Here is a 24,928-nt window from a genome sequence, read left to right as displayed (position 1 = left end):
ATCAGACATTCTCCGATTGCAGAAGGGCCGGGAATGTTTTAAGGATGATCTGCATGTCCATTTTGAACGAAAATTCCTTCGCATAGGTAATGTCAAGCTGCGTACGCTCCTCCTCCGACATATCAGCTTTTCCTTTACCACGTTTCGTCACCTGCCACAGCCCTGTCAGCCCGGCTGGTCCCGCGAAACGGAAAATCTTGTCATCTGTAGTCATTTTTTCAGCCTCATAAAGGGGCAGCGGGCGGTTTCCCACAAGCGACATATCGCCTTTGAGAATGTTGATCAGCTGGGGCAGCTCGTCCAGACTTGAATTCCGGAGAAATCCGCCGATGCGTGTAATACGCGGGTCATTCTGAAATTTCATGAAAGCCGCTTTCTGGTCTTTCTGGAAGTGATAAAGCTTTTCGCAGATTTCTTTTCCGTCGTGGAAAAGCAGGTTTTTACATTTGTTACCAGCCTGACATTCAGCGCATAAGCCAGTAGCTTCGATTTCCTGCGCCGGCTCCGTGTTTTTGTTGTACATGTTCAGGGCAGCCATTTTGCGCATCTGCTGATCGGCATCGGTACGCATGGTGCGGAACTTGTAGAGATCAAAAATCTTATAGCCACTCCCTACCCTTTTTGATTTGTAAAAAACGGGCCCCTTGGAATCCAGGCGGATCAGGATAGCGACCAGGATAAACACCGGCGAAAGCAAAAGCACCGCGCCGCCCGTCGTAATGACGTCGATCGCACGCTTCCATAAAGGTGTTTTAGTGCCCTGAGAACCAATGATCTGGGATGCCTTGTTGGCAACATACCATTGTCTTTTCTTGAAATACTTGATCCGCGTCAGCAGATCTCCTTCCTCAAATTTGACGGAGAAAATATCGTCGGCGTGCTTGTTGCGGGCCATGTCGATGGCATCCTGCGAGAGGCGGTCAACCATCAAAACGAAAGGAATGTTACCGTAGCCGGTGCTTCCGCGGACGATATCCAGCAATTCGAGGCCGCCGCTGGTGGCATGGGCGACGATCACATCGGCCGGAAAATTCTCTTCCAATGCTTCCAGTACGCCTTCTTTAGTCCCGAAATATTCGACCTGCAGGGACTCTGCAAACTTTTCGGAGAAATAGATATAATGCTCAAAGTCAACATTCAGGTAGATCACCCTGAACTGTGCAATGTAAGGTTTCGCCTCGGCAGGGGTTGTCTGTGAGGTCATCGTCAATTCCATAATAATATGACTGATTAGGAGTATCTTTTACTTCTGCGCAAGATCGCGTTGATCTTTGCATGCACTTCCATGGGATTGAAGGGCTTAACCATGAAATCATCTGCGCCGAGGTTGAGGCACTGGATACGCTCGCTGCTCTCATCGGAGCCCGACAGGATGATAATCGGTATTTCAGAATACAGGTTGCTCGCTTTTGCCACTTTCAGAAATTCCTTTCCGTTCAGGTTGGGCATATTCAAATCTGCGATGATAAAATCTGCCTGATTACCCTGTTCCAGCCACAACATCCCTTCTGACCCATCATTTTTTATGATAACGTTGAAATCCTTTTTCAAAAAATGCTCCAATATTTTGGTGATACTGGGCTCATCATCTATAATCAATAGGCTTTTTCTACTGTCCATGGGTTAAGTATAAAAAAATCAAATACGGAGTATTAGCTAGTTAGTGAATGGTTACTTAGGGTGATTTTCTTTTCCAGGGCTATATGGCGTACTATTTGATGGGCAAATTATTTTGTAGAATTAGTCATAATACTTGCCAATACAAAATATGCCGGAAAAAATTGTGAATTTTCTAGATTTGCCCACGAACGAATAGGATGAAAAATTGCTTAAAGACGTCCTGACGGCATTTTTACGCGTTTAGATTGAGCGTTATGTTTAGGTTTCGTGGAGGTAGGTGTTCTTGAATTGCTAGTAAAAATAATTACTGGAATCTATATCACAAAATCTCAACCGCCGAAAAGCCGAAAATTTTATAAATTAGTTCTACAAGACTTATGTAACCGATGCGATTATTCTATTATTCTGGGGAATGAAAATGAAGTGTAACCTCCTGGGGTGAAGGTCTGCGGGAGCCCTGCAAACTCGCTGGCCGCCAGGCTGGGCCATCCTTTACAATCCGTACTGCGCGCTCGGATAAAGCAGGCTGGTTACCAGTGGCTTTCACGTCCGACAAGGTCCCGTCGGCGTTTACGGTGAAGCGTACTATGATCTCAGCATGGCCGATTTTCAGCTCAGTATTTTTTTGGAGATACGCCTGATAGGCCTCCCAGCCGACGCTTGGTGCGGCTGCCGAATCCAGGTTTGCGAGGGCAGATCTGGCCGCCATTTTTGCTCCCTCCCGGCCCGACTTCGCCAGGCCCGGATTGGCTGATTCTGCTTTATCCGCCAGCACCGTCGCCGATGCCGAGGGAGCAGCCGGTGCGGAAATAGCAGGTGCCGGTGCTGCTTCGGCGGCTACAATCAATTCCCGGTTTTTTATATCAATGTTTGTCTCATTAAAATCCGTCTGCCCGGCGGCTTCTGTTTCAGCAAGCTGCTGCGGCCGCGCCGGTTTTTTCTCTGGCGCAGGAGCCGGTATTGGTAAAATTTTCTCAGAAGTTGGCGGCGGTGCTTTTTGTGAGACGGACTCCTGCGGATCAACTTCAATGGTCATGGCCGGAATTTCTGACCGGAAGCCGGGCAGGGTTTCGCGGGCATTGAAAAATACCAGCCAGGAAGCACCCAGCACCATGATGACGGAAGCCGCCGCAGCGTAGTACCACATCGGGATTACCTTTCTTTTCCCGCTGAGCCGGGCGTTTAATGTATCGGACAATTCTCCGCCAACCTTCAAAGGATCAACATTGGCGGCTTTCATGGACAGGTAGCCTTCATAAGCCTCCGCGACAAGAGGGTCTTCCAGCATACGCTTTTCCAGCGCATACTGCTCCTCGTGCGACATTTCCCCGTTTTCATACCGGTCAAATGTGGCGAGGGTTACGGGTGAATGTTGATCAGATGCTGCCATTTTTCTCCATGCAAATTTTCAGGTTTCGCTTGCCATTCTGAATGTAGCTTTTCACTTTACCCAGCTCAAAACCCGCGATCACCGAAATTTCTTTATAACATTTCTCTTCCTTATAAAACAGCTCCACCGCCAGTTTCTGCTCGTGGACCAATGTTTCCAAACATTTTTCCATGACATTCAACTGGTTGTCTTTAAATAACTTATCGCTCAAATCGTCTGGCTCGACGGACATATTTTGAAAAATCTCCCCCACATCCTCGGCCGCAACAAGCAGGTGCCCGGCTGGAAGCCCGGCTGGAAGCCCGACAGCCTGCCGGCTCCTGAGCTGCATCAGACAATGGTTGCGCGCCACACTGTGCAGCCAGCTTTTGAAGTTATCGACTTCGTGATTTTTTAAATCGCTCACCAGCTTTTCAAAAATCTGCATCACCGCATCCTTACTCTCCTCCTCAGCCCGCAGATATTTGAAACACAGCGCATAAACCATTTCCATGTAAGGCTGATATAGCGCACCCAGCAGCCCGATATCCCCGTTTTTCCTGTATAGGCGCAGCTTGTCGCCTTCCGACAAAGCGTCCTTCATTATCCCGGGAAATATTTTCAAAAACTTCACTGGCCGTCGCTAAAAGCTGAAATCGTGCATGCCTGACATTCACTGGATGCGGTGTGATCAAAATTCCATAAAAATTTTTAAAAAAAGTTTATGGAATCCCTTTGCCCGGTGCATCAAGCGGTTAAAACTAAAACTTGATTGACCATGAAAGGAAAATGGATTGTACTCCTCGCACTGCTTTTCAGCGCAGCATTTGTCCTGGTACCAGACCGTAACATTACAGGTACCGTACTGGATACCAGCTCAAAACCGATTTCTAATGTACAGGTTTCGGTGAAAAGCGGCGTCGCCAAAACGAAGACGGACGCCGCGGGTAAGTTTTCGATTTCGGTGCCGGTTTATGCCAAAGTAATCGTCTTCACGCATCCCAATTTTAAAACCAGTGAAGTAAACATTACGTCTGAAAAAGAAATGACGGTAACATTGTCGCCCGGCGAAGTAGAGTCAGAAAGCCTCAGCGATAAAGCGATGCAGTCCCTTAAAAAAGTAGGGTTACCTTTTGCCCAGCTGGCCTCAGCGCCCGCTCCATCTGGCGTAGCAATGGAAATAATGGTACCACAGCAGGGCAATACCGAGGACTATAACGTGATCAACGAAAACGGCTTCCAGCTCACCGGTCAAAGCCCGCTGACGACGTTTTCGGTTGATGTGGACCGGGCGGCTTATAGTAATGTGCGCCGGTTTTTGAATGCTGGCCAGATGCCGCCGGTGGACGCGGTAAGGATCGAGGAAATGATCAACTATTTTGATTATCAATATCCGCAACCCACTGGCAACCATCCGATTGCCATTAATACTGAATACACGGATTCACCCTGGAATCCCGGTCTGAAATTGCTGCACATTGGCTTGCAGGCCAGGACGGTTTCTGCCAAAAATTTGCCCGCCTCCAATCTCGTTTTCCTCGTCGACGTGTCGGGCTCGATGATGGCACAGAACAAGCTGCCACTCCTAAAACAGGCATTCAAGTTGCTGGTTGACCAGCTGCGGCCGGAAGATAAAATTTCCATCGTCGCTTACGCAGGTGCCGCTGGCGTGGTGCTACCAACCACTTCCGGTGATGAAAAAATGAAGATCAAAGAAGCGCTGGATAACCTCGAAGCCGGTGGCTCCACAGCAGGCGGCGAAGGTATTGAACTGGCATATAAGCTGGCAAAACAAGGGTTTCTGGAAAAAGGCAACAACCGCGTGATCCTCGCAACCGATGGCGATTTCAATGTTGGCATTTCCAGCGAGGGCGGTTTGCAGCGGCTGATTGAAGAAAAAAGAAAAGGCGGCGTGTTCCTGAGCGTTGTGGGTTTTGGAATGGGTAATTACAAAGACAGCCACGTGGAAACGCTGGCCGACAAAGGTAATGGTAACTACGCTTACATCGACAACATGCAGGAGGCGCGAAAAGTATTCGTGCAGGAATTCGGCGGGACATTGTTTACGGTTGCCAAAGATGTGAAGATCCAGATCGAGTTTAACCCTGCGCACGTGCAGGCTTACCGGCTGATCGGGTACGAAAATCGGGCGATGAAAAATGAGGAATTTAACAATGATAGAAAAGATGCTGGTGATATGGGCGCCGGCCACACGGTTACGGCGATCTACGAAATTGTGCCCGTAGGGGCAAAAAGTAGCTATATCACGCAAACCGACGCTTTGAAATACAAAAAAACAAATGCATCGGATTTGGGTAGCAACGATGAAATGCTGACTGTGAAGGTCCGCTATAAAAACCCGGAAAGTGAGAAAAGCGTGCTGCTCAATGTGCCGGTGAAGAACACTTCGAAACCCTTAGCACAATGTTCCGAAAACCTGCGTTTCGCAAGTGCAGTCGCTGAGTTTGGTCTTCTTTTACGGGATTCGGAATTCAAGGGAAATGCCTCTTACAACCATATTATTCCTCTGGCAAAAGGTGCTTTCGGGACGGATGAAGAAGGTTACCGCGCCGAATTTGTACAGCTTGTAAAGGCTGCGCAATCCCTCGACGGTCGGAAAGAAACTGCCAGGAAAGAATAAAGAAATGATCCCGGAAATGATCCGGGATCATTTTAATGCTTTGAATTTCAGAGAAATCGAAGTTTCGCGCGGATAGTCGTACGCCGTACTTTTTGTGCGCATGATAAATGCATCTTTGGTCACATCCCGGGGCGCGATCGTCCAGTCGCTGCCCCGGGCCCGGCCTTCCAGCCCAACCGTAATGTTCTCACCATTGACCTTCCATTTCATTTCAAAAGGCTTGGGATCACCTTTGAAAACACCTGAAAACGTTCCGTCTTTTTTCAGCTCGACTGTTTCCATGTAGCGCTCAAAATCAATCCCGCCAAACTGTTTCGTCATTTTTCCATCCTTGAATGTCACCGCATCATTCACCGTAATCTCGTCAATCGCCCACTTTGGCGAAGCTGTCAGCAGCTGCGACGCCTCTTCCGGATTCCCCGCCGATCCGCCGCAGGATTGCAGCAACAAGACGAAGGAAAACATAAACGGACCGAGAAAGGCTATTTTGCGCGACATATCATATTCAGGTTGGTGAAATGCAAATATAATTTCTGATCTCTCAGATCAACGCGTATTAATCCCGGTTAAACAAAACCGCCAGATCAGCCAGGAATTGCTGATGCTCCTCTGTCACCTGGCCCGGCAATAACCGCCACGACCAGTTATTTTCGCTTGATCCCGGCAGATTCATTTTAGCTGATTCATCGAGGTTAAGTACATCCTGAATGGGCAAAATCGCGGTTTTCGCTACCGAACCGTAAACCAGCCTGGCCATTTCGATGTAGGCGTTTTCCTCGTCGACAGGCTTGCCAATGTATCTTTCCAACTGTTTCTGCACACCTTCCGCAGCCGATTGTTTAAACCAGCCCCGCGTTGTATTGTTATCATGTGTACCGGTGTATGCAATGAAATTCGCGGAGTAGTTATGCGGAATGTGGTCCGATTGCGGCATGTTTTCGTCGAAAGCAAATTGCAGGACTTTCATGCCGGGCAGCGAGAACTTATCGCGGAGCTTATATACCTCCGGCCCGATCTCACCCAGATCTTCGGCAATGAAAGGTAGATTCCCGAACACGCCTTTGATCTTATTGAAAAATTCTTCGTCCGGCCCAAGCTTCCACTTCCCGTTGATCGCCGTTTTTTCATCACCAGGTACTTCCCAGTAATCCGCAAATGCCCTGAAATGATCCAGACGGATCAGATCAAAAAGCTCAATGTTTTTCGCCAGCCGGTCGATCCACCACTGGTATCCCTGCGCTTTCACGGCCTGCCAGTTGAAAACCGGCATACCCCACAACTGACCATCATCCGAAAATGCATCCGGCGGCACGCCTGCAATTCCTGTAATCTTACCTTCATCGTCCACGCAGAACAACTCTTTGTTGGCCCAAACATCCGCCGAATCGTAGCTGACATAAAAAGGAATATCGCCGAGCAGCTTGATCTCCAAATCGTTACAATACTTACGCAGCTTTTTCCACTGTTTATCGAAAACATATTGCTCCCACTTTACAAATTCCAGCATCTCGGCATCCTGCTCCCGCAATTCAGCCAGCGCAGCCTCGTCACGCAGCCTGAATGGCCCGTCCCAGGTATACCAGGGTGCGCCGTCGTGTTTTTTCTTCAATAACATGTATAGGGCGAAATCTTCCAGCCACTCCTCATTTGCAGTGCAGAAAGCTTCAAAGTCCGCCTGCTCCGCACCGTTTTTCGGCCGGTTTTGAAATGCTTTTTCCAAAATTTCCGACTTGATTTTCCCTGCCTTTTCAAAATCTGTCTGGGCGCTGGCTTCCACTTTGAAATTGTCCAGCATTTCAACCGGGATCAAACCTTCTTCCGCCAGCACTTCCGGACTAATAAGCAGCGGATTACCTGCCCGGCTGGACAATGCACTGTAAGGTGAATTGGATTGCGCTGCTTCTGTCGGGTTCAGCGGCAGAATCTGCCAGTATTTCTGGTTCGCTTTTTCCAAAAAATCAGCAAATGCATAAGATTCCGGCCCCAGATCGCCAATCCCGAAAGGCGAAGGCAGCGAGGTAATGTGCACCAAAATTCCGGCACTGCGCTCATTGTCAGGCTTCGAACCCTTCAAGATCGCGAAAGGCAGCTGTTTGAATAAATCACCTGGAAGCAGCTTGCTGTGACATTCAAATGTCTCGCCGGTTGCGGCAGATTCCCACTCCGGCGAAATGTTGTCGGGAAGTACCACGGTCGTATCCGCCCAGTCGAGCTCAAAGAAACTTTTACTCTGGGCTTCACACATTTGTGCGGCGTGCAGCGGTACCACAGTAATGTAAAATGACTTTTTAAACCTGCGGGCAAAGGCCAGTAAATGATCTTTGTACTCACCGCGGGTTTTAAGCGGAATATAATCTCCTTTTGAGAAAAGGATCGGGTTTTCCTTGCGCAAATGATACAGCTGCTGCGTGAGCCAGAGCTTGATCTGGCCGCTGCTGCGCTCGTCCCAGAGTTTTTCCAGTAACCTTTCCGGCTCATAATTTTCAAATGCCTGCAAGGCATCGATCCGATTGGCAAATTTTACGGCACGACGGTTATCCGGATCCACCAGGCTCAGGTCCCAGAATTCGCAACCCTGGTACACGTCCGGCACGCCCGGACAAGTGAACTTCAAAATCAGCTGGGATAGGGAGTTAATGATCCCGAAGTCAGCAATTTCAGTCAATAATCCTTGAAACTCCTGGAAGAATGGCTGGTCTTTTTTTAATAGATTGGCTGCGAAATCCTTGGCACTCTGCTCGTAAGCCTCGTCCGGCTCCGACCATGTAGTATTTGTTTTCGCTTCACGAAGCGCTTTTTGCAAATATTCCGAAACCCGCTCAGAAAAATCGTCCTCGTCCTCGCCCGGCATCGGATGTGCCCCGATCAATGTTTGGTAGATCAGGTACTGGTCATTTGCTGTCGGTTTTTCAGTTAAATCCGCATGCTGATTTTGCCAGGCTTCCACTTTTTGCAGCCACTTTTCGCTCAGGTCGGTCAGCACATTCAGCCGCGCCCTTACGTCCTCGCCCCTTTTTGTATCGTGCGTCGAAGTAGCATTCAATGCGAGCGGCCAGTCTTTTTGCCGCGATTTCATAAACTGATGAAATGCCTTGGTAGTCACCCCGAAACGATCCGGAAAATCACCGACATCGTTGTGGCCGATGTAGCGGTTGTTGGTGTACATTAAAGTATCCTCACCACCTTTCGCCATCAGCGGGCCGGTAAACTGCATGCAGCGCTGATAAAATTCAGTCACCCGAATGTCATACTCCTCGTCGCGCTCGCCAGCTTTCGCCAGCAATGTTTCTTCCAGGATACCCACGCCGTTTTGCAGCTTGGGGTGGTATTTTTTTATCTCTTCAAAAATGCCCTGAACCGCCGCAGCTTCCTCCTCAGCCAGCGGAATTGTTGCGCCGTAATATCTGTAAACCGGGCAATGTATGAGCATTTCGCCGATCGCTTCCTTCAATTCTCCTTCCTGCAGGTTGCCCGCTTTTTCCAGGTCCAGCAAGTCGAGTTCAATAAAAAGCTGGTACAAATTTTCCAGCTCGCCGCCCATGTGACCGTAGAGAATCTCCGATTTTTTGCTGATCAGCTGGTCGTGGATTGGTTTTTCCTCTCCACTTAACTTTTTATAAAAAGCATCAAAAGCCGGTTCCGCCGCCTGATTGGTAAAAATATTATTCACCATCGCCAGAAATTCATAGCCCGTCGTGCCTTCGATCGGCCAGGATGTAGGCAGTTCCTCGCTTTTTTCCAGGATTTTTTCAGCGACAATATAGGTGTCCTCCCCTACCAGCTTCCGCAATTTTTCCAGATAGCCCGTCGGATCGTAAAGCCCGTCAATGTGGTCGATCCGCAGTCCCTGGAATGTGCCGTCCGCCACTAGTTCTTTAACGAGTTCATGGTATTGGTCAAAAACCTGGTCGTCCTGCATGTTCAGGCATATTAGCCCATTAACTGTAAAAAACCGGCGGAAATTGATTTTTTCTTCGGTTTGTTGCCAAAAGCAAAGTTCGTAGGCCTGCTCATCGAGGATTTTTTGTAGCTCGGCCTTATCATTGTTGAAATGTTCCAGTGCCCGGTCCAGGTAAACCCGGATCTGCTCATTTTTTGCGAGCGACGCCAGTTGCAGCAGGAATTCACTCCACCGGCCCGAAAAGACTTTAGCATCTTCCTCATCCGTAAGCTCCCGCAACTGGCTCAGCAGCTGCTGCACCGATTCCGACTGACCTTCATGATCAAAAGAAAGCAAGGTGATATAAGAAAGCGGATTGAGCGGATAGGCAGCACCTTCATAGCTGACCATGAAGCGGTTGTCCTGGTATTTAAGTTTGATTCCGTCCGCTTCGATCACATCTGCGAGCTCCTGGCCCAGGAAAGGCACCATCAGTTTGCCCTTAAAAAGCTTGCTGTTTAAGGCGGTGTCAAAAGCGGGGGCATATTCCGAAAGTTTGCCTTTTTCCAGGACATCCATCAGCCACGGATTGCCCGGATCAAAAGCCATGTGGTTGGGCACAATGTCCTGCAACCAGCCGATACCGGACTCTTTTAAGTTTCCGCTTATATTTTTAAGATCTTCCAGCGTGCCCAATTCCGGATTTATTTTCCCCGGATTGACGCCATCGTAGCCGTGGGTACTTCCCGGGACAGATTCCAGGATCGGCGAGGCATATATGGTCCCTACACCCAGTTTTTGGAAGTACGGAATGAGATTTTCGAAGTCTTGAAATGAAAACCCTTTATGAAATTGAATGCGGTAAGTAGAAACAGGATTAGTCATACGAAGTGATGATGATTCAAAATCCTGCGCTTTAAATATTATGCCAGCAAAATGCCTAACATTCGTTTAAAAGCCCTTTCAAAACCGGAATTTCCAGCGGTTTCGACAATAATTTAATGATGTGAGGATTGGATTCGGCTTCGTCGATGTCGGAAGAATCGACGGTGGAGGAGATCATGAAAAGGCGGATATGACCGCGTACTTCTTCCGGTAAGAGCCCGTATCTTTCCGCAAATTCAAAGCCGTTCAATTCGGGCATTTGCAAGTCTACTAAAATTACGGTATCGCAGATCCCGCTGCTGTGGCTGCGCAGATGTTCCAGTGCCGTCTGCGGTGAAAAGAATGTCTGGACCTTGGAGGCCAGCCCGCTCTTCAAAAGCAGCTTTTCCTGGGTAAAGAGGTCAAATGCGCTATCGTCTATAATTATAAATTCCATGCAGGCGGGAAAAAAGCATTTTCACATAAATATATCCACGAACAAGCGGTTATTTAAATGTAGAAAAACAATTTTTTTTATACATTTAAAATTTAGTTGTAGAAATAATTTAGTTAGCGAGTTACAACTAAAACCTGAATAGGCAAACTATTTGGTAAATACTTTATACCCTCTATGAAATAAAAATGAAAGTATTTTTCATAAATAGTTTCTTCCTCTTCCTACTTACCTTTTCAGGTTTACAAGCCCAGCATAAAAGCTACATTTTCCGCCATCTTACTACCAATCAGGGATTATCTCAAAACAATGTGACGAGCATTTTGATGGACCGCCGCGGTTTTATGTGGTTTGGGACGCAGGATGGCCTCAATATGTACGACGGATATAAGTTTACGGTCTATCGGAATGACCCGGATAATGCAAAAAGTATTGGATATAGCTACGTCAACGTACTTTTTGAAGACCGGGAGGGTCGCCTCTGGATTGGTACCGACGATGGCGGCATCAGCATGTACAGCTATGAAACCGACATTTTTACAACTTACAGGAATGATCCTTCAAATCCGAAAAGTATCAGCCATAATAAGGTCATGTCCATCAGCCAGGACAAACAAGGAAATCTCTGGATCGGGACGGGCGGAGGCGGGCTGAATTATTTCGATGTGCGTGCCAAAACATTCAGACGGTACCAAAACACGCCCGGAAACACCGCCAGCCTCAGTGATGATTTTGTAAAAAAAGTGCTTGTAGACCGCGCCGGCGTAGTTTGGGCTGGCACCAAAGATGGCGGGCTGAATAAGCTTGATGTTGCGACAAATACGTTTTCAAGATATATCAACCTTACCACCGACCACAAGTCGCTGAGCAAAAATGAAATAAATACTTTATACGAAGACGTCCGCGGTAATTTCTGGATCGGTACAGAAGGCGGCGGGCTCAATTTAATGAACCGTACCCGCGGAACGTTTACAGCCTACCGCAATATTCCCGCCGACCCTGCAAGCATTTCACATAACGACATTATTTCGCTGGCGGAGGACAAGACCGGCCGGCTCTGGATCGGGACACGAAACGGCGGGATCAACATCCTGGAAAAGGACGGAAAATTCACCAGGGAAGTTTTTAATAAAGCCAATGCTGAGGGGCTTAACAACGGTTCTATTTATTCCCTTTTCTGCGACCGGGTCGGGAATATGTGGGTAGGGACATTCAGCGGCGGGATCAATGTGGCAGACCATGCGCCGCTCAAATTTCGGCGCTACCGGGCCAACCCAAGTCTTCCAAACGGATTGAACAATGATAATGTGCTGTCGGTGATCCAGGCACAGGACGGTAAGCTCTGGATCGGGACCGATGGCGGCGGCGTGAATGTGTGGGACAGAAAAACCGGCAAATTTGAACATTATCCCCACGATCCCGGCAACCCCAATAGTCCGGCCAGTGCTTTCATAACCGCGCTTTTGCAGGAGCCAGACGGTACTATGTGGGCGGGTAATTTCAAAGGCGGGCTCAGCCGGTTTGTGCCGGGCGCGAATCATTTTGATAATTTAAACAGAAATCCGAAGGTCAAATATCCGATACCCCTGAACATTTATTGCCTCGCCAACGATCAGCGGGGATCGATCTGGGTCGGGACCTCGGAAGGACTTTTGAGATATAACACTACCAACAATACCTACATCACCTACAAGCACGATGCCGCGAATCCCGGCAGCCTCAGCAGCAGCACGATCCTTTCTGTTTACGTTGATAAAACCGGCAGCGTTTGGATCGGAACGGAAGGTGGCGGGCTGAATCTGTTTAATCCCGAAGAAGAAACCTTTACGCATTTTATCCGCAACCAGAAAAATCCGAAAACAATCAGCAACAACCTGATCAACTGCATTTTCGAGGATAGTAAAAATCATTTCTGGATCGGTACCAGCGGCGGGCTGAACCTTTTCGACCGTAAGAAAAGAACCTTCACGCACTACAACCAGAAAAACGGATTGCCCAATGATGTGGTCTGGGCAATTGAGGAAGATGCGCACGCCACTTTGTGGGTCAGCACCAATAACGGACTTTGCAATTTTAATCCGGCCGCCAGGACCTTCCGCAATTTCGACAACAGCGACGGTCTGCAGGGCGCCTCATTCAACCGCATGTCAGCATTCAAAAACAGTGAAGGCACATTGTTTTTTGGCGGGCAAAACGGGCTGAATGTTTTTCATCCCGACAGCATTCACTATAACCGCAACATTCCACCGGTTTTTATTACGGATTTCCAGATCTACAACCAGTCGGTAAGTCCGCACACAACGGATTCACCCCTGAACAAGCACATTACGGAGGTCCGGGACATTACGGTTTCCTATGAGGATCTGATGCTGTCTTTTGAATTTACAGCATTGAACTACACCATTTCGCGCAAGAACCAGTACGCGTATAAAATGGAGGGGTTCAATGATAACTGGATCTACTCGAACACAACGCGCAAAGCCACCTACACCAACCTTGATCCGGGGGACTACGTTTTCAGGGTGAAGGCTTCCAACAATGATGGGGTATGGAATGAAACCGGCACGTACATCCGGCTGCACATCATCCCGCCATACTGGCAAACATTGTGGTTCAGGGCCATGTTGGTGCTGCTGTTTTTTCTGGCAGTTTATCTGTTTTACGAGGCGCGGGTGCGGGTTATTGAGAATCAGCGGGAAGAACTACTGAACCAGGTAAATCAGCGGACGCGGGAAGTAACCGAAAAAAGACAGGCATTGGAAGCGCAGGCGCTGGACCTGTACCAGCTGAATTTTGATTTACAGGAAAAACACATCCTGGAACAGCAGGCACGGCAGGAAGCCGAAAAAGCCAACCAGGCGAAAAGTGTTTTCCTGGCAACCATGAGCCACGAGATCCGCACGCCGATGAACGGGATCCTGGGCATGGCGATGCTGCTTTCGCAAACCGACATGTCTGAGGAGCAGGCCGAATATACCGACACCATTATTGGCTGCGGCGACGGGCTGCTGACGGTAATCAATGACATTCTCGACTTTTCGAAGATCGAGTCGGGCAATATGCAACTGGAACACAAGTCTTTCGACCTGCACGAATGTATCGAGGAAGTGCTGGGTATTTTTTCAAGAAAAGCGGCTGATATGGGCCTCGACCTCGTGTACCAGATAGATCCCGAAGTGCCGTCGCAGATCATCGGGGATAACCTTCGGCTGCGGCAAATTCTGATCAATCTGGTCAGTAATGCGGTGAAGTTCACCCATGGCGGCGAAATTGTGGTGAGTGTACAATGTGAGAAGAAGAATGAAAATGGTGGCATTGAGCTGACATTCCAGGTGCAGGATACCGGTATTGGTATTGCGGCCGACAAGCTGGATCTTTTGTTCAAAGCGTTCTCGCAGGTGGACTCTTCGCACAGCCGGAAGTATGGCGGTACCGGGCTCGGCCTGGTGATCAGCCAGCGCCTGGTGCAGCTGATGGGCGGCAGTATCCGTGCCGAAAGTGTTGAAAGAATGGGGACCAGCTTTTTCTTTACCATTCAAACCGAATCGGCGCCGGGCGAAGCGGACAGCAGCACGAGTACCAATCCATTTGAAAACGATGGAAAAACGGTGCTGGTGGTTGACGACAACAAAACGAACCTGCGTATCATCGAAACCCAGCTCAAATACTGGAAACTGGTGCCGATCCTGGCGTCTTCGGGCAGTCAGGCGCTGCAAATCCTGGGTGAGAACAACCGGATCGATATGTTGATCACCGACCAGAACATGCCGGAAATGAGCGGGATCCAGCTGGCCGAAAAAGTAAAAAAGAAATTCCCCGACCTGCCTATCGTTTTGCTGAGCTCGGTCGGTGACGAGACGCGCAAGAACAATCCCGATATTTTTTCCGCCATTCTCACCAAACCGGTCAAACACCAGCGGCTGGGCGATGTGATCAGAAAAGAGCTGTCGCGGCAGGTGGTGGAACCGAGGGCTTCGGAAGGAAAAACTTTGCTGTCGACTTATTTTGCGGAAGGTTACCCCATGAAAATTCTCATGGCGGAAGATAATGCCGTAAATGAGAAGCTTTTTGTGGCGGTACTGACCAAGCTGGGCTACGCGCCGAAGGTAGCCCGCAATGGTCTCGAGGCGCTGGAAGAAGTAACCCGGGAATCTTTTGATTTAGTGTTTATGGATGTGCAAATGCCGGAAATGGACGGGCTCGAATCTACCCGAATGATCCGTAAGCTGCCCGGCCAGCAACCCTACATTATCGCGCTCACCGCCAATGCTATGGCCGAAGACCGGGAGATTTGCTTACAGTCCGGAATGGATGATTATATCGCCAAACCGATCCGTTATGAGGAAATTAAGTCCTGTCTGCAACGCGCCTTCGCCGCAAAACAGTTTGTTTGAGTTCGGGGTTAAACGTTACCCCCCTACAATTTTCCAATTCTTTTATTTACAAACAGTTAAATAACCGTTTGTAGCACTGCTCCCTCCCTATACGCGTCCGAAATGATTGCGGGAACCGTTCTGCAGGCATGATTTTGATTAACGTTGAGGCATTCAACAAATGAAATGCATCAATGGGAATTCAGGATGGAAGAAAGCGTGTCGTGATCAGCAATGTGGCCCCGCAAGTTGAAGAGGGCAGGTTTCAGGCAAAACGGGCGATCGGCGAAAGCGTAGTCTTTTCGGCCGATATCTTCGGCGATGGCCATGATTCCCTGGCTGCCAGCGTGATCTTCAAACACGAATCCGACCAGTTCTGGGGAGATGTTCCGTTACAATATGTCATCAACGATCGCTGGCAAACGACCTGGACACCAGAGAAACCCGGCATTTATGAATACCGCTTCACAGGCTGGATCGACCATTTTACTACCTGGAAGAAAGGTTTGCTCAAAAAATTCCAGGCCGGACAAGACATTTCAGTAGAAATTCTGATCGGTGCCGAGATCCTGGAAGAAGCGCGGTCGCTGGCAAATCAGGAATATGTGGATGACTTTGATAAATGGATTGACGGGCTGAAAAATACCCACGATCCCGAGTGGGCGCTGAACCTGGCCCTGAGCGAAGAAGTCGAATCGGCCATGTCCAAAATTCGGTATACAGATCGCATCACCGTTTTTGACCAGACATTTAAATTAGAAGTCGAGCGCAAGAAAGCAGCATTCAGTACCTGGTATGAGCTTTTTCCACGATCGGCCTCTACCCTGCCTGATACGCACGGAACATTTAAAGATGTTCAGAAACTGCTACCGAAAGTAGCGAAAATGGGTTTCGACGTGCTATACTTTCCGCCGATCCATCCGATCGGTGAGATGAAGCGGAAGGGAAAAAATAACTCGCTTACCCCATCAGAAACCGATCCAGGCTCTCCCTGGGCAATCGGTAACCGGCTTGGAGGCCATAAATCGGTGCACCCGGAGCTGGGCAGCATGGAAGATTTTGAGGCGTTGATAGCGGATGCGGACAAGTTAGGAATCGAAATTGCCATGGACATTGCCTACCAATGTGCGCCTGACCATCCCTATGTGAAGGAGCATCCGCAGTGGTTCAAATGGCGTCCCGACGGCACGGTACAGTTTGCCGAAAATCCGCCGAAGCGCTACGAAGACATTCTACCTTTTGATTTTGAAACGAAAGACTGGCAAAATCTCTGGAACGAACTGAAAAGTGTGATCGATTTCTGGATTGAAAAAGGTGTGCACATTTTTAGGATAGACAATCCGCACACGAAGGCATTTGCATTCTGGGAATGGATGATCGGTGAAGTGCGTAAGGTACATCCCGAAGTTCTTTTCCTGGCCGAGGCATTTACAAGGCCGAGGGTAATGGAGCGGCTGGCGAAAATTGGTTTCAACCAGTCCTACACCTATTTCACCTGGCGGAACAGCAAGTGGGAGCTGGAACAATATCTCTACGAGCTTACCAAGACGGATCAGCAATATTATTTCAGGCCAAATTTCTGGCCCAACACGCCTGACATTCTCCCGCATCATTTGGTAGAAGGCGGCGAGAATGCGCACATTACGCGATTCATCCTTGCGGCAACATTATCTTCCAATTACGGCATGTACGGCCCGGTTTACGAATACGGCGTCAACACGCCGCACCCCGGCAAGGAGGAATATACCGACAACGAAAAATACGAGATCAAACATTGGGACTGGGACAGGTACAGCCGCACCCGGGAGATCATTACCCGGGTAAACCGGATCAGGAAAGAGAATCCGGCGCTGCAAACGACCTGGAACATCAATTTTACAGAAACCAATAACGACAGTGTAATTGCCTACACCAAGACCGACGAAGCCAGCGGAAACAGGCTGATCATTGCTGTGAACCTGGACAACTGGAACACGCAGGGCGCTCATATTAAAGTACCTATCCATCAGTTCGGCATTCACTGGGACCAACCCTACACCGTCCGCGACATGCTCAGCGGGGAAAGATATCACTGGCGCGGCGAATATAATTACGTACAGATGAACCCTTACGAAATGCCGGCACACATTCTGAAAATCGAAAATCACTGAACACCAAGATGATATGGAATATAAAAAGGGAGTACTAGAAAAGAATTTGCAGTGGTATAAGGACGCGATTATTTACGAGCTGCACATTAAGGCCTTCAAGGACGGCAACTGTGACGGTATCGGGGACTTCAAGGGTCTGATGGAACAGCTGGACTATCTGCAGGATCTCGGCGTGACGGCGATCTGGCTTTTGCCATTTTACCCCTCTCCCCTGCGCGACGATGGTTATGACATTGCGGATTATTATTCCATCAATCCGTCTTACGGCGACATTCACGAGTTCAAGACTTTCCTGAAAGAGGCGCACAAACGCGGTTTGAAAGTGATTACCGAACTGGTAATCAACCACACTTCTGACCAGCACCCATGGTTTCAGCGGGCACGGAAAGCTCCGAAAGGATCAGATCACCGGAATTTTTATGTGTGGACGGATGATCCGCGGCAGTTCAAGGATGCCCGTATTATTTTCCAGGATTACGAAAAATCAAACTGGACATGGGATAGCGAGGCTGAGCAATATTACTGGCACCGTTTCTTCCACCACCAGCCCGATTTGAACTATGATAGCCCGCTGGTGCAGGAAGAGATCTTCAAGATCCTGAATTTCTGGTGTAAAATGGGTGTCGATGGTTTCCGCCTGGATGCTGTGCCGTACTTGTTTGAACGCGACGGTACCAACTGTGAAAACCTGCCCGAGACACACGCTTATCTGAAAAAATTAAGGAAATATGTCGACGAGCGCTACCCTGGCACATTGCTGCTGGCGGAAGCGAATATGTGGCCGGAAGATTCGGCATCATATTTCGGTGAAGGCGACGAATGTCAGATGAATTACCACTTCCCGATCATGCCGCGGATGTTTATGTCGCTGCAAATGGAAGACCGGTACCCGCTGACGGATATTTTCGACCAAACTCCTGCGATCCCAGATAATTGCCAGTGGGGTATTTTCCTTCGTAACCATGATGAGCTTACGCTGGAAATGGTAACCGACGAGGAGCGTGACTACATGTATAAGGTATATGTCAAGGATCCGAAGGCGCGGATCAACCTCGGTATCCGTCACCGGCTTGCACCTTTGATGGAAAACAACCGGAAAAAAATTGAGTTGCTGAACTCACTTCTTTTCACATTCCCGGGCACACCGATCATTTATTATGGTGACGAAATCGGGATGGGCGATAACTTTTATCTCGGTGACCGCGATGGCGTACGTACGCCGATGCAGTGGAGCCCGGATAGGAATGCAGGATTTTCGCAGGCAAACCCACAGCGGCTATATCTGCCGCTGATTTTGGATCCGCAGTATCATTATGAGTCTGTCAATGTGGAGCTGCAATCGCGCAATTCTTCCTCTTTGTTATGGTGGATGAAAAAGGCGATCAGTACCCGGAAAAAATACAAAGCATTCAGCCGCGGCGACATTCAATTCCTGAACTCGGAAAATTCGAAGGTTCTGGCATTTACCCGGACATTCGAAGACGAGACGATGCTGGTGATCGCCAACCTGTCACGTTTTCCGCAGCCGGTTGAGCTGGATCTGGATCAGTACAAAGGATACCAGCCGGTTGAGATTTATAGTAAAAATAAATTCCCGTCGGTAAAAGACAGCACGCCTTATTTCTTTACGCTGGAAGCCTATGCCTGCCAATGTTTCGCGTTGACCAAAACGCATCCGGAAATTGATGAGACTGCCGAGTTGCCTTTGCTGGAACTGGAAAAGTGGGGTGATCTGATCGACCCCGCAGTGATCGAAAGACTCGAATCGAGCTTCCTGCCCAACTATCTGATGAAGATGCGTTGGTTTGGCGGAAAAGGGAAAGGGCTTGACAGCATTCGTGTGGTATCGCACGCCGCAATGCCGCTGGGCGACAACCCACCGGCATATATTTTCCTCCTGGAAGCTTCGTACCAGAGTGACCTGCCGGAAATGTACCAGCTTCCGCTGGCCTTTGGAAAAGAACCTTTTTCTTATAAAGTGAAGGAAAACTGCCCGCAGGCGGTAGTGGCCAGGGTGAAAATTGACGGTGAGGAGGAAGGAGTACTTTTTGACGCGATTTATGGCCTTGAAATGCAGCAGGCGCTGATCCAGAATATGGCTGGGAGTGAAAAGCTGCATGCAAAAGACAGCGAAATCCATTTCTCCGGCAATGCTGATCTGGAAAGACATGTACAGGAGTCGGATAAGATAAAGCCGCGTGTTTTGTCAGGCGAGCAAAGCAATACTTCCATCACGTACGATGGTAAATTCTTCTTCAAGCTATACCGTAAAGTAGACCGGGCGATCAATCCGGATGTCGAGATCACGCAGTATCTGAGCAATAAGGCCAAATTCCCCAACATTCCGGCTTATGTTGGTGCCGTGGAGTGGAAATACAAAAAGGACTCGATGGTGCTGGGAATGATGCAGGAAATGGTCAATAACAGTACCGATGCCTGGGCGAATATGCTCGACCGCCTCGATAGCTTTAATGAAAAAATCCTGTCGGGTAGCGAAATGGAGCTGCCTGAAATGATGGGTACATTGACGGAGCCGGTAGGATACGAAGATATTCCGGACCAGCTGAAAGAGTTGCTTGATGTGCCGGTGGCTGAGCAGGTTGCATTGCTGGGCGTAAGGACTGCAGAGATGCACCTGGCCCTGGCGGCGGGTACGGATACGCCGGATTTCAAACCTGAAGATTTCTCCCTGCATTACCAGCGGTCGGTTTATTCTTCGCTGCAATCCCTGGTGCGGGTAGCCTTCCAGAGCCTTAACCGGAACATGAAAAAGCTGGAAACTGAGGTAAAAGATGAAGCCAATGAAATTCTGGCAATGAAGGAAGACATCCTGGCCGAGCTTAAAAAGGTATACAGTCGCAAGATTGATACCTCTAAAATTCGTATCCATGGTGACTACCATTTGGGCCAGGTGCTGTTTACCGGAAAAGACTTTGTAATCCTGGATTTTGAGGGCGAGCCAGCGCGCAGTTACAGTGAAAGAAGGTTAAAAAGATCGGCACTGCGCGATGTTGCCGGTATGATCCGCTCGTTCCACTATGCGGCTTATGGCAGCTTGTTCCTTGATAATCAAATTCGTAAGGAAGATATCGGAAAATTGATCCCCTACGTGGAACAATGGTATCATTACATGAGCGGCTTCTTTATGAAAGCTTATCTGGAAACGGTGAAAGACAATCCGATCATCCCGCAGAATAAGGAAGATCTCAACATTCTGATGCAGACATTCCTGTTGCAGAAAGCCATTTACGAGCTGAATTACGAGGTAAACAACCGGCCGTCATGGGTCATGGTACCACTCAGGGGAATTAAATCGATCCTGAAAAAGCATGAAATTTTGACCGCTTAAAAACAGATTATGACTGAGATCCAGAACGATGCACAATCGTTGATTACCCCTTTTGATGTTGAATTGTTCAAATCGGGTACGCATTATCATATTTATAACAAGCTCGGTTCGCACGTGGCGGAGCGGGACGGTGAAAAAGGGACTTTCTTCGCGGTTTGGGCACCCAACGCGAAGGAGGTTTCCGTCATCGGAAATTTTAACGGCTGGAACCGCGGCAGCCACACAATGCAGCCGCGCGACGATCATTCCGGGATTTGGGAGACATTCATTCCGGGCATCGGCAAAGGAGAATATTACAAATATTTTATCCGGTCGATGAATGGTTATGAGGTCGAAAAGGGTGATCCTTATGCGATACATTGGGAAACGCCGCCAAATACGGGGTCGATTGTGTGGGACGCCGAGTATGATTGGAAGGACGCAGCCTGGCTTGGTGAAAGGAAATCGAAACCTGCTATGGAAAAAGCGATTTCAGTTTACGAAGTGCACATTGGGTCGTGGCGGCGGGTGCATGAAGAAGAAGGCCATTTCATGACTTACCGCGAGCTGGCGGCGGAACTTCCTGAATATTGCCAGTTTATGAATTTCACGCATGTGGAATTCATGCCGGTGATGGAACATCCGTTTTACGGTTCGTGGGGTTATCAGCTTACGGGTTACTTCGCCCCGAGCAGCCGTTTCGGTACGCCGGAAGATTTTATGTTTCTGGTAGATGCGCTGCATCAGGCCAACATTGGCGTGATCCTGGACTGGGTTCCCTCCCACTTCCCGACCGACCAGCACGGCCTGGGTTACTTCGATGGAACACACCTTTACGAGCACGAAGATCCCCGCAAAGGTTTTCATCCCGATTGGAAAAGTTCTATTTTCAATTACGGAAGAAATGAGGTGAAGGCATTTCTGATTTCGAATGCAGTTTACTGGCTTGATAAATTTCACATTGACGCATTGCGCGTTGATGCAGTTGCGTCCATGCTTTACCTTGATTATTCAAGAAACGAAGGTGAATGGATACCAAACCAGTATGGCGGCAGGGAAAATCTGGAAGCAATCGATTTCCTGAAAGAGTTCAATTCTGCGGTGCATAAATATTATCCCGATGTGTTCACGGTTGCGGAAGAATCCACTGCCTGGCCTGGGGTTACGCAGCCGGTCTTCAATGGTGGATTGGGCTTTGATATGAAATGGATGATGGGTTGGATGCACGATACCCTCTCCTATTTTCAGAAGGATCCTGTATATCGGTCTTACCATCAGGGGCAGCTGGCATTCAGCATTCACTACGCTTTTTCCGAAAAGTTCACGCTGCCGCTTTCGCATGATGAGGTGGTATATGGCAAGAATTCGCTGATCAATAAAATGCCGGGTGATTACTGGCAGCAGTTTGCCAATCTTCGCATGCTCTACGCTTATATGTTCGGGCATCCGGGCGCAAAGCTCATTTTTATGGGCGGTGAATTTGCCCAGCGGCATGAGTGGCGACACGATTTCAGCCTGGACTGGGACGAAAATCTGAACCCAAGTCACCAGGGAATTCAAAAACTGGTGAAGGATTTGAACGAACTTTACCAATCACAGCCAGCGCTTTATGAAAAGAATTTTTCAGGCGAGGGCTTTGAGTGGATCGATAACCAGGATGCGACGAACAGCGTTTTCAGCTGGGTCAGAAAAGGAAATGATGAAAAAGACAACTTGATTTTCATCGCGAACTTCACGCCGACTGTCAGGGAGAACTATCGCATAGGTGTTTCAAAACCAGGTTATTACGAAGAGATTTTAAATACAGATAACCTGAGATATGGCGGTTGTGATTTGATTCTGAGGGAAAACTTAGAGAGTTATCCGATCCCGAAACATCGCCGCGGACATTCTTTGCCGCTCGTCCTTCCTGCGCTGAGTGTCATTGTGCTAAGGTATGCAGGAGAGTTTGACTGGCTCTGATATTTACAGGATTTATAAACATTCAGGTTCTTAAAGACAAGGCCGGCTTCACATTGTGAGGTCGGCCTTGCCTTTGAATAAATCATCTGTGCCTTTGAATAAACGGATTTAGAAAAGCGGTACAAGGGAGGAATATTGCGGATATCAACAACTCTGTAATACTTACCTAAACATGATCAAAGCACTAATTATCGACGATGAGCAGCGTGCCCGCAATGTGCTGGCGCATTACCTGATCTCCTTTGTAACTACCGAAATGATCATCCGCGAAGCCGGTTCCGTCCACGAGGCACTCGCCACAATGGAAGATTTTACGCCGGATGTGGTTTTCCTCGATGTTGAGATGCCTTATCAAAACGGTTTTGATTTTCTCGCCACCCAAACCAATCCGCCATTTGACATTATTTTTATCACCGCCTACAATCACTACGCCATCCAGGCCATCCGTTTCAGCGCGCTGGATTATCTTTTGAAACCGGTCGATATTGAAGAACTTAAAATAGCCGTGGACAAACACATGCAGCGGGCCATCAGCCGCATGCCTCCCGCCGACCAGCAGCAGCAGCTTTTACAACAACAACTTTACGAAAACCTCACCCGCAACATTGCCAAGAAAGATATACGCGAATTCCGGCTAGCCGTACCTTCCAGTGCCGGCGTGTACTTTTTTGGTCTCGATGAAATCCTGCGTCTCGAAGCGGACAAGAATTACACAGCTATACACCTCGTCGGAAAAAGGCCGTTTTTGTCCAGCAAAACATTGAAGCATTTTGATGATATGCTATCGGAATTCAATTTTCTGCGCACACACAAATCACATTTGATCAACCCGAGACACATCAAGCATATCAGCCACAATAACCAGGTGATCCTGCTCACAGACGGAACAGAAATTGAAGTTTCCCGGAGAAAGAAAGATCTTCTGAATCAATATGTTAACCCGCATAAGCCGGGCTAAGAGACCTGCTGGTTGAACAATGCTGCGAGGGTTAAATCTGGATCTTCACAAAAACCAGCATGTACTTTTGAAGCCTGGATAACCGTACTTCTGGTAGCCGTAAGCCAGCGGAACCGGGAAGAAACCGGGAGTGCGCCGATGGTACCGCCTTCTTTTCTGCCCTGGCAAACCTGCTCCAAAGCACGCAGGTAATGTTGAACTTCTGTAAAATCAATAGCAGGCGAAAATGCGCTCAGCCGGGTTTCGTCCAGCCGAGTTTTAACCCGCAGGAAGTTGAGGCTGGAACAATACAAAATGACGCCCACATTCATAAACTCTTCGCGCTCTACCCTTGGCACCACGCGAATCACCGCATATTCAAATAAGTGCTTTTCTGGCATCGCTGGCTCCTTTTACAAATAAATCTGAAACGGAGAGCCGGGTCTCCAAAAATTCCGCATACGCATTGCGATGTTCCTCGGCAGTCGTAAAAGGTGCATCCACGAGGAGCCACTCATCCGGGATCAGCGCAGTAATTTTTTTTATAATATCACTCGTGATCAGGGATTTAAATTCTTCATCAATTTCGGCCAGATCATTTGCCTGCCACAGCAGCACATGGTCTTTGACTTGCGGAAATGGCCGTTTTGCCTGTTCCTTCCAGTTATCCCAGGAATGATGAAAGTACAAAGATGCGCCGTGGTCGATCAGCCAGAGTTCCTTGTGCCACATCAGCATATTGGTATTCCGCGCCGTGCGGTCCACATTGGTAAGGAGGCTGTCGAGCCAGAGAATTTTCGAAGCGAGCCGCGATTCCAGCCGTGTTACCAGCGGATCGAAGGTGATGGAGCCGGACAAATAATGCATTCCGAGGTTCAAGCCGACGCTGGCTTTGAGCAGGTCCTGGATTTCCTCGTCGGGTTCTGTGCGGCCAAATGCTTCATCGAGATGCGCAAAGACAATCTCGGGAATTTTCAAGCCCAGGTACCTTGCAAGCTCACCACCAATGACTTCGGCGATCAGCGCTTTTGGCCCCTGGCCTGCGCCGCGAAATTTCAGCACATATAAAAACCCATCATTTGCTTCTACAATCGCCGGCAAAGAACCTCCCTCCCGGAGCGGTGTGAGGTAGCGGTCTACATGAACATTTCGCAGCTCGGAAATTTCGTTGGCCATACAATTTTTGGTTAACGAGGGCAATTTAGGCAAAACCCCAAAAAAATTTTGCAACCGTTTAAACGTTTCAGCATACTTAAATTGGACACTTGACAAGTGCATTCAGATTATTCTACAAAAATTATTTTGTATAGACAAAACAAACCCTTTTCATTTGTAGAACTAATTCACACA

15 protein-coding genes are annotated in these 24,928 nt (G+C 48.6%); 6 read left to right on the top strand and 9 right to left on the bottom strand.

Translation table 11 applies throughout. The features are described 5' to 3' along the window. Position 1 precedes the first annotated feature (1 nt). The 4 genes from FEN17_RS02910 to FEN17_RS02895 all read right to left on the bottom strand — a co-directional run bounded on the left by FEN17_RS02910 (position 2) and on the right by FEN17_RS02895 (position 3,593). Positions 2 to 1,216, bottom strand: coding sequence for a sugar transferase (locus FEN17_RS02910; protein WP_138363798.1), 1,215 nt, complete (start codon positions 1,214 to 1,216; stop codon positions 2 to 4). 14 nt (positions 1,217 to 1,230) lie between these two features. After that, positions 1,231 to 1,620 carry a response regulator transcription factor gene (locus tag FEN17_RS02905; RefSeq protein ID WP_138363797.1) on the bottom strand — a complete coding sequence of 130 codons (390 nt, stop codon included), beginning with the start codon at positions 1,618 to 1,620 and terminating at the stop codon, positions 1,231 to 1,233. 400 nt (positions 1,621 to 2,020) lie between these two features. Then, complete coding sequence (locus tag FEN17_RS02900; RefSeq protein ID WP_138363796.1) at positions 2,021 to 3,010, bottom strand: energy transducer TonB; 990 nt, start codon at positions 3,008 to 3,010, stop codon at positions 2,021 to 2,023. Continuing rightward, positions 2,997 to 3,593 (bottom strand): RNA polymerase sigma factor, encoded by a 597-nt coding sequence (locus FEN17_RS02895; protein ID WP_171037825.1) that lies wholly within the window; start codon positions 3,591 to 3,593, stop codon positions 2,997 to 2,999. Before FEN17_RS02895 ends, FEN17_RS02900 begins: the two co-directional genes overlap by 14 nt. Positions 3,594 to 3,767: 174 nt before the next feature. Between FEN17_RS02895 and FEN17_RS02890 the strand changes: the two genes are divergently transcribed. Next, on the top strand, positions 3,768 to 5,630 hold the full coding sequence (locus FEN17_RS02890) for a YfbK domain-containing protein (protein ID WP_138363794.1): 1,863 nt from the start codon (positions 3,768 to 3,770) through the stop codon (positions 5,628 to 5,630). 27 nt (positions 5,631 to 5,657) lie between these two features. Here the strand turns inward: FEN17_RS02890 and FEN17_RS02885 are convergent, their stop codons facing one another. Genes FEN17_RS02885 through FEN17_RS02875 form a run of 3 tightly spaced genes read right to left on the bottom strand, consistent with a single transcriptional unit; the run spans position 5,658 to position 10,831 of the window. Continuing rightward, entirely contained in the window at positions 5,658 to 6,128 is a 471-nt protein-coding gene (locus tag FEN17_RS02885; protein ID WP_138363793.1) for a hypothetical protein, read from the bottom strand. Positions 6,129 to 6,186: 58 nt separating this feature from the next. After that, positions 6,187 to 10,395: a malto-oligosyltrehalose synthase gene (gene treY / locus FEN17_RS02880; RefSeq protein ID WP_138363792.1), complete on the bottom strand. Its 4,209-nt coding sequence runs from the start codon at positions 10,393 to 10,395 to the stop codon at positions 6,187 to 6,189. A gap of 55 nt (positions 10,396 to 10,450) precedes the next feature. Beyond that, the gene (locus FEN17_RS02875; RefSeq protein WP_138363791.1) at positions 10,451 to 10,831 is read right to left on the bottom strand and encodes a response regulator; all 381 of its coding nucleotides are present in this window, start codon (positions 10,829 to 10,831) and stop codon (positions 10,451 to 10,453) included. A 185-nt stretch (positions 10,832 to 11,016) separates the two neighbouring features. On the opposite strand from FEN17_RS02875, the gene FEN17_RS02870 reads away from it, so the two are divergent. From FEN17_RS02870 to FEN17_RS02850, 5 genes are all read left to right on the top strand, one after another. After that, the gene (locus FEN17_RS02870; RefSeq protein WP_138363790.1) at positions 11,017 to 15,222 is read left to right on the top strand and encodes a hybrid sensor histidine kinase/response regulator; all 4,206 of its coding nucleotides are present in this window, start codon (positions 11,017 to 11,019) and stop codon (positions 15,220 to 15,222) included. A gap of 173 nt (positions 15,223 to 15,395) precedes the next feature. Further along, complete coding sequence (locus FEN17_RS02865; protein WP_138363789.1) at positions 15,396 to 17,351, top strand: alpha-1,4-glucan--maltose-1-phosphate maltosyltransferase; 1,956 nt, start codon at positions 15,396 to 15,398, stop codon at positions 17,349 to 17,351. 13 nt (positions 17,352 to 17,364) lie between these two features. Continuing rightward, entirely contained in the window at positions 17,365 to 20,700 is a 3,336-nt protein-coding gene (treS, locus tag FEN17_RS02860; protein WP_138363788.1) for a maltose alpha-D-glucosyltransferase, read from the top strand. A gap of 9 nt (positions 20,701 to 20,709) precedes the next feature. Continuing rightward, positions 20,710 to 22,641, top strand: a complete 1,932-nt coding sequence (gene glgB, locus FEN17_RS02855) for a 1,4-alpha-glucan branching protein GlgB (protein ID WP_138363787.1) — start codon at positions 20,710 to 20,712, stop codon at positions 22,639 to 22,641. A gap of 172 nt (positions 22,642 to 22,813) precedes the next feature. After that, positions 22,814 to 23,599: a LytR/AlgR family response regulator transcription factor gene (locus FEN17_RS02850; RefSeq protein WP_138363786.1), complete on the top strand. Its 786-nt coding sequence runs from the start codon at positions 22,814 to 22,816 to the stop codon at positions 23,597 to 23,599. Here the strand turns inward: FEN17_RS02850 and FEN17_RS02845 are convergent. After that, positions 23,596 to 23,979 (bottom strand): DUF3037 domain-containing protein, encoded by a 384-nt coding sequence (locus FEN17_RS02845; protein ID WP_138363785.1) that lies wholly within the window; start codon positions 23,977 to 23,979, stop codon positions 23,596 to 23,598. The two genes, FEN17_RS02850 and FEN17_RS02845, sit on opposite strands and share 4 nt — an antisense overlap. Next, positions 23,957 to 24,754, bottom strand: coding sequence for a HipA family kinase (locus tag FEN17_RS02840; protein ID WP_138363784.1), 798 nt, complete (start codon positions 24,752 to 24,754; stop codon positions 23,957 to 23,959). The genes FEN17_RS02845 and FEN17_RS02840 overlap by 23 nt, the downstream gene beginning before the upstream one ends. Positions 24,755 to 24,928 lie beyond the last annotated feature (174 nt).

Source organism: Dyadobacter luticola (genome assembly GCF_005860805.1).
GTDB classification, from domain to species: Bacteria; Bacteroidota; Bacteroidia; order Cytophagales; family Spirosomataceae; genus Dyadobacter; species Dyadobacter luticola.
Note: the sequence above shows the minus strand (reverse complement) of the source record. Positions and strands in the feature narration are given on the sequence as shown.

Bases quoted from the DNA above. Each gene is read 5' to 3' on its own strand.
- FEN17_RS02910 (WP_138363798.1), bottom strand. From the start codon at position 1,216: ATGGAATTGACGATGACCTCACAGACAACCCCTGCCGAGGCGAAACCT.
- FEN17_RS02905 (WP_138363797.1), bottom strand. From the start codon at position 1,620: ATGGACAGTAGAAAAAGCCTATTGATTATAGATGATGAGCCCAGTATC.
- FEN17_RS02900 (WP_138363796.1), bottom strand. From the start codon at position 3,010: ATGGCAGCATCTGATCAACATTCACCCGTAACCCTCGCCACATTTGAC.
- FEN17_RS02895 (WP_171037825.1), bottom strand. From the start codon at position 3,593: ATGAAGGACGCTTTGTCGGAAGGCGACAAGCTGCGCCTATACAGGAAA.
- FEN17_RS02890 (WP_138363794.1), top strand. From the start codon at position 3,768: ATGAAAGGAAAATGGATTGTACTCCTCGCACTGCTTTTCAGCGCAGCA.
- FEN17_RS02885 (WP_138363793.1), bottom strand. From the start codon at position 6,128: ATGTCGCGCAAAATAGCCTTTCTCGGTCCGTTTATGTTTTCCTTCGTC.
- treY (WP_138363792.1), bottom strand. From the start codon at position 10,395: ATGACTAATCCTGTTTCTACTTACCGCATTCAATTTCATAAAGGGTTT.
- FEN17_RS02875 (WP_138363791.1), bottom strand. From the start codon at position 10,831: ATGGAATTTATAATTATAGACGATAGCGCATTTGACCTCTTTACCCAG.
- FEN17_RS02870 (WP_138363790.1), top strand. From the start codon at position 11,017: ATGAAAGTATTTTTCATAAATAGTTTCTTCCTCTTCCTACTTACCTTT.
- FEN17_RS02865 (WP_138363789.1), top strand. From the start codon at position 15,396: ATGGGAATTCAGGATGGAAGAAAGCGTGTCGTGATCAGCAATGTGGCC.
- treS (WP_138363788.1), top strand. From the start codon at position 17,365: ATGGAATATAAAAAGGGAGTACTAGAAAAGAATTTGCAGTGGTATAAG.
- glgB (WP_138363787.1), top strand. From the start codon at position 20,710: ATGACTGAGATCCAGAACGATGCACAATCGTTGATTACCCCTTTTGAT.
- FEN17_RS02850 (WP_138363786.1), top strand. From the start codon at position 22,814: ATGATCAAAGCACTAATTATCGACGATGAGCAGCGTGCCCGCAATGTG.
- FEN17_RS02845 (WP_138363785.1), bottom strand. From the start codon at position 23,979: ATGCCAGAAAAGCACTTATTTGAATATGCGGTGATTCGCGTGGTGCCA.
- FEN17_RS02840 (WP_138363784.1), bottom strand. From the start codon at position 24,754: ATGGCCAACGAAATTTCCGAGCTGCGAAATGTTCATGTAGACCGCTAC.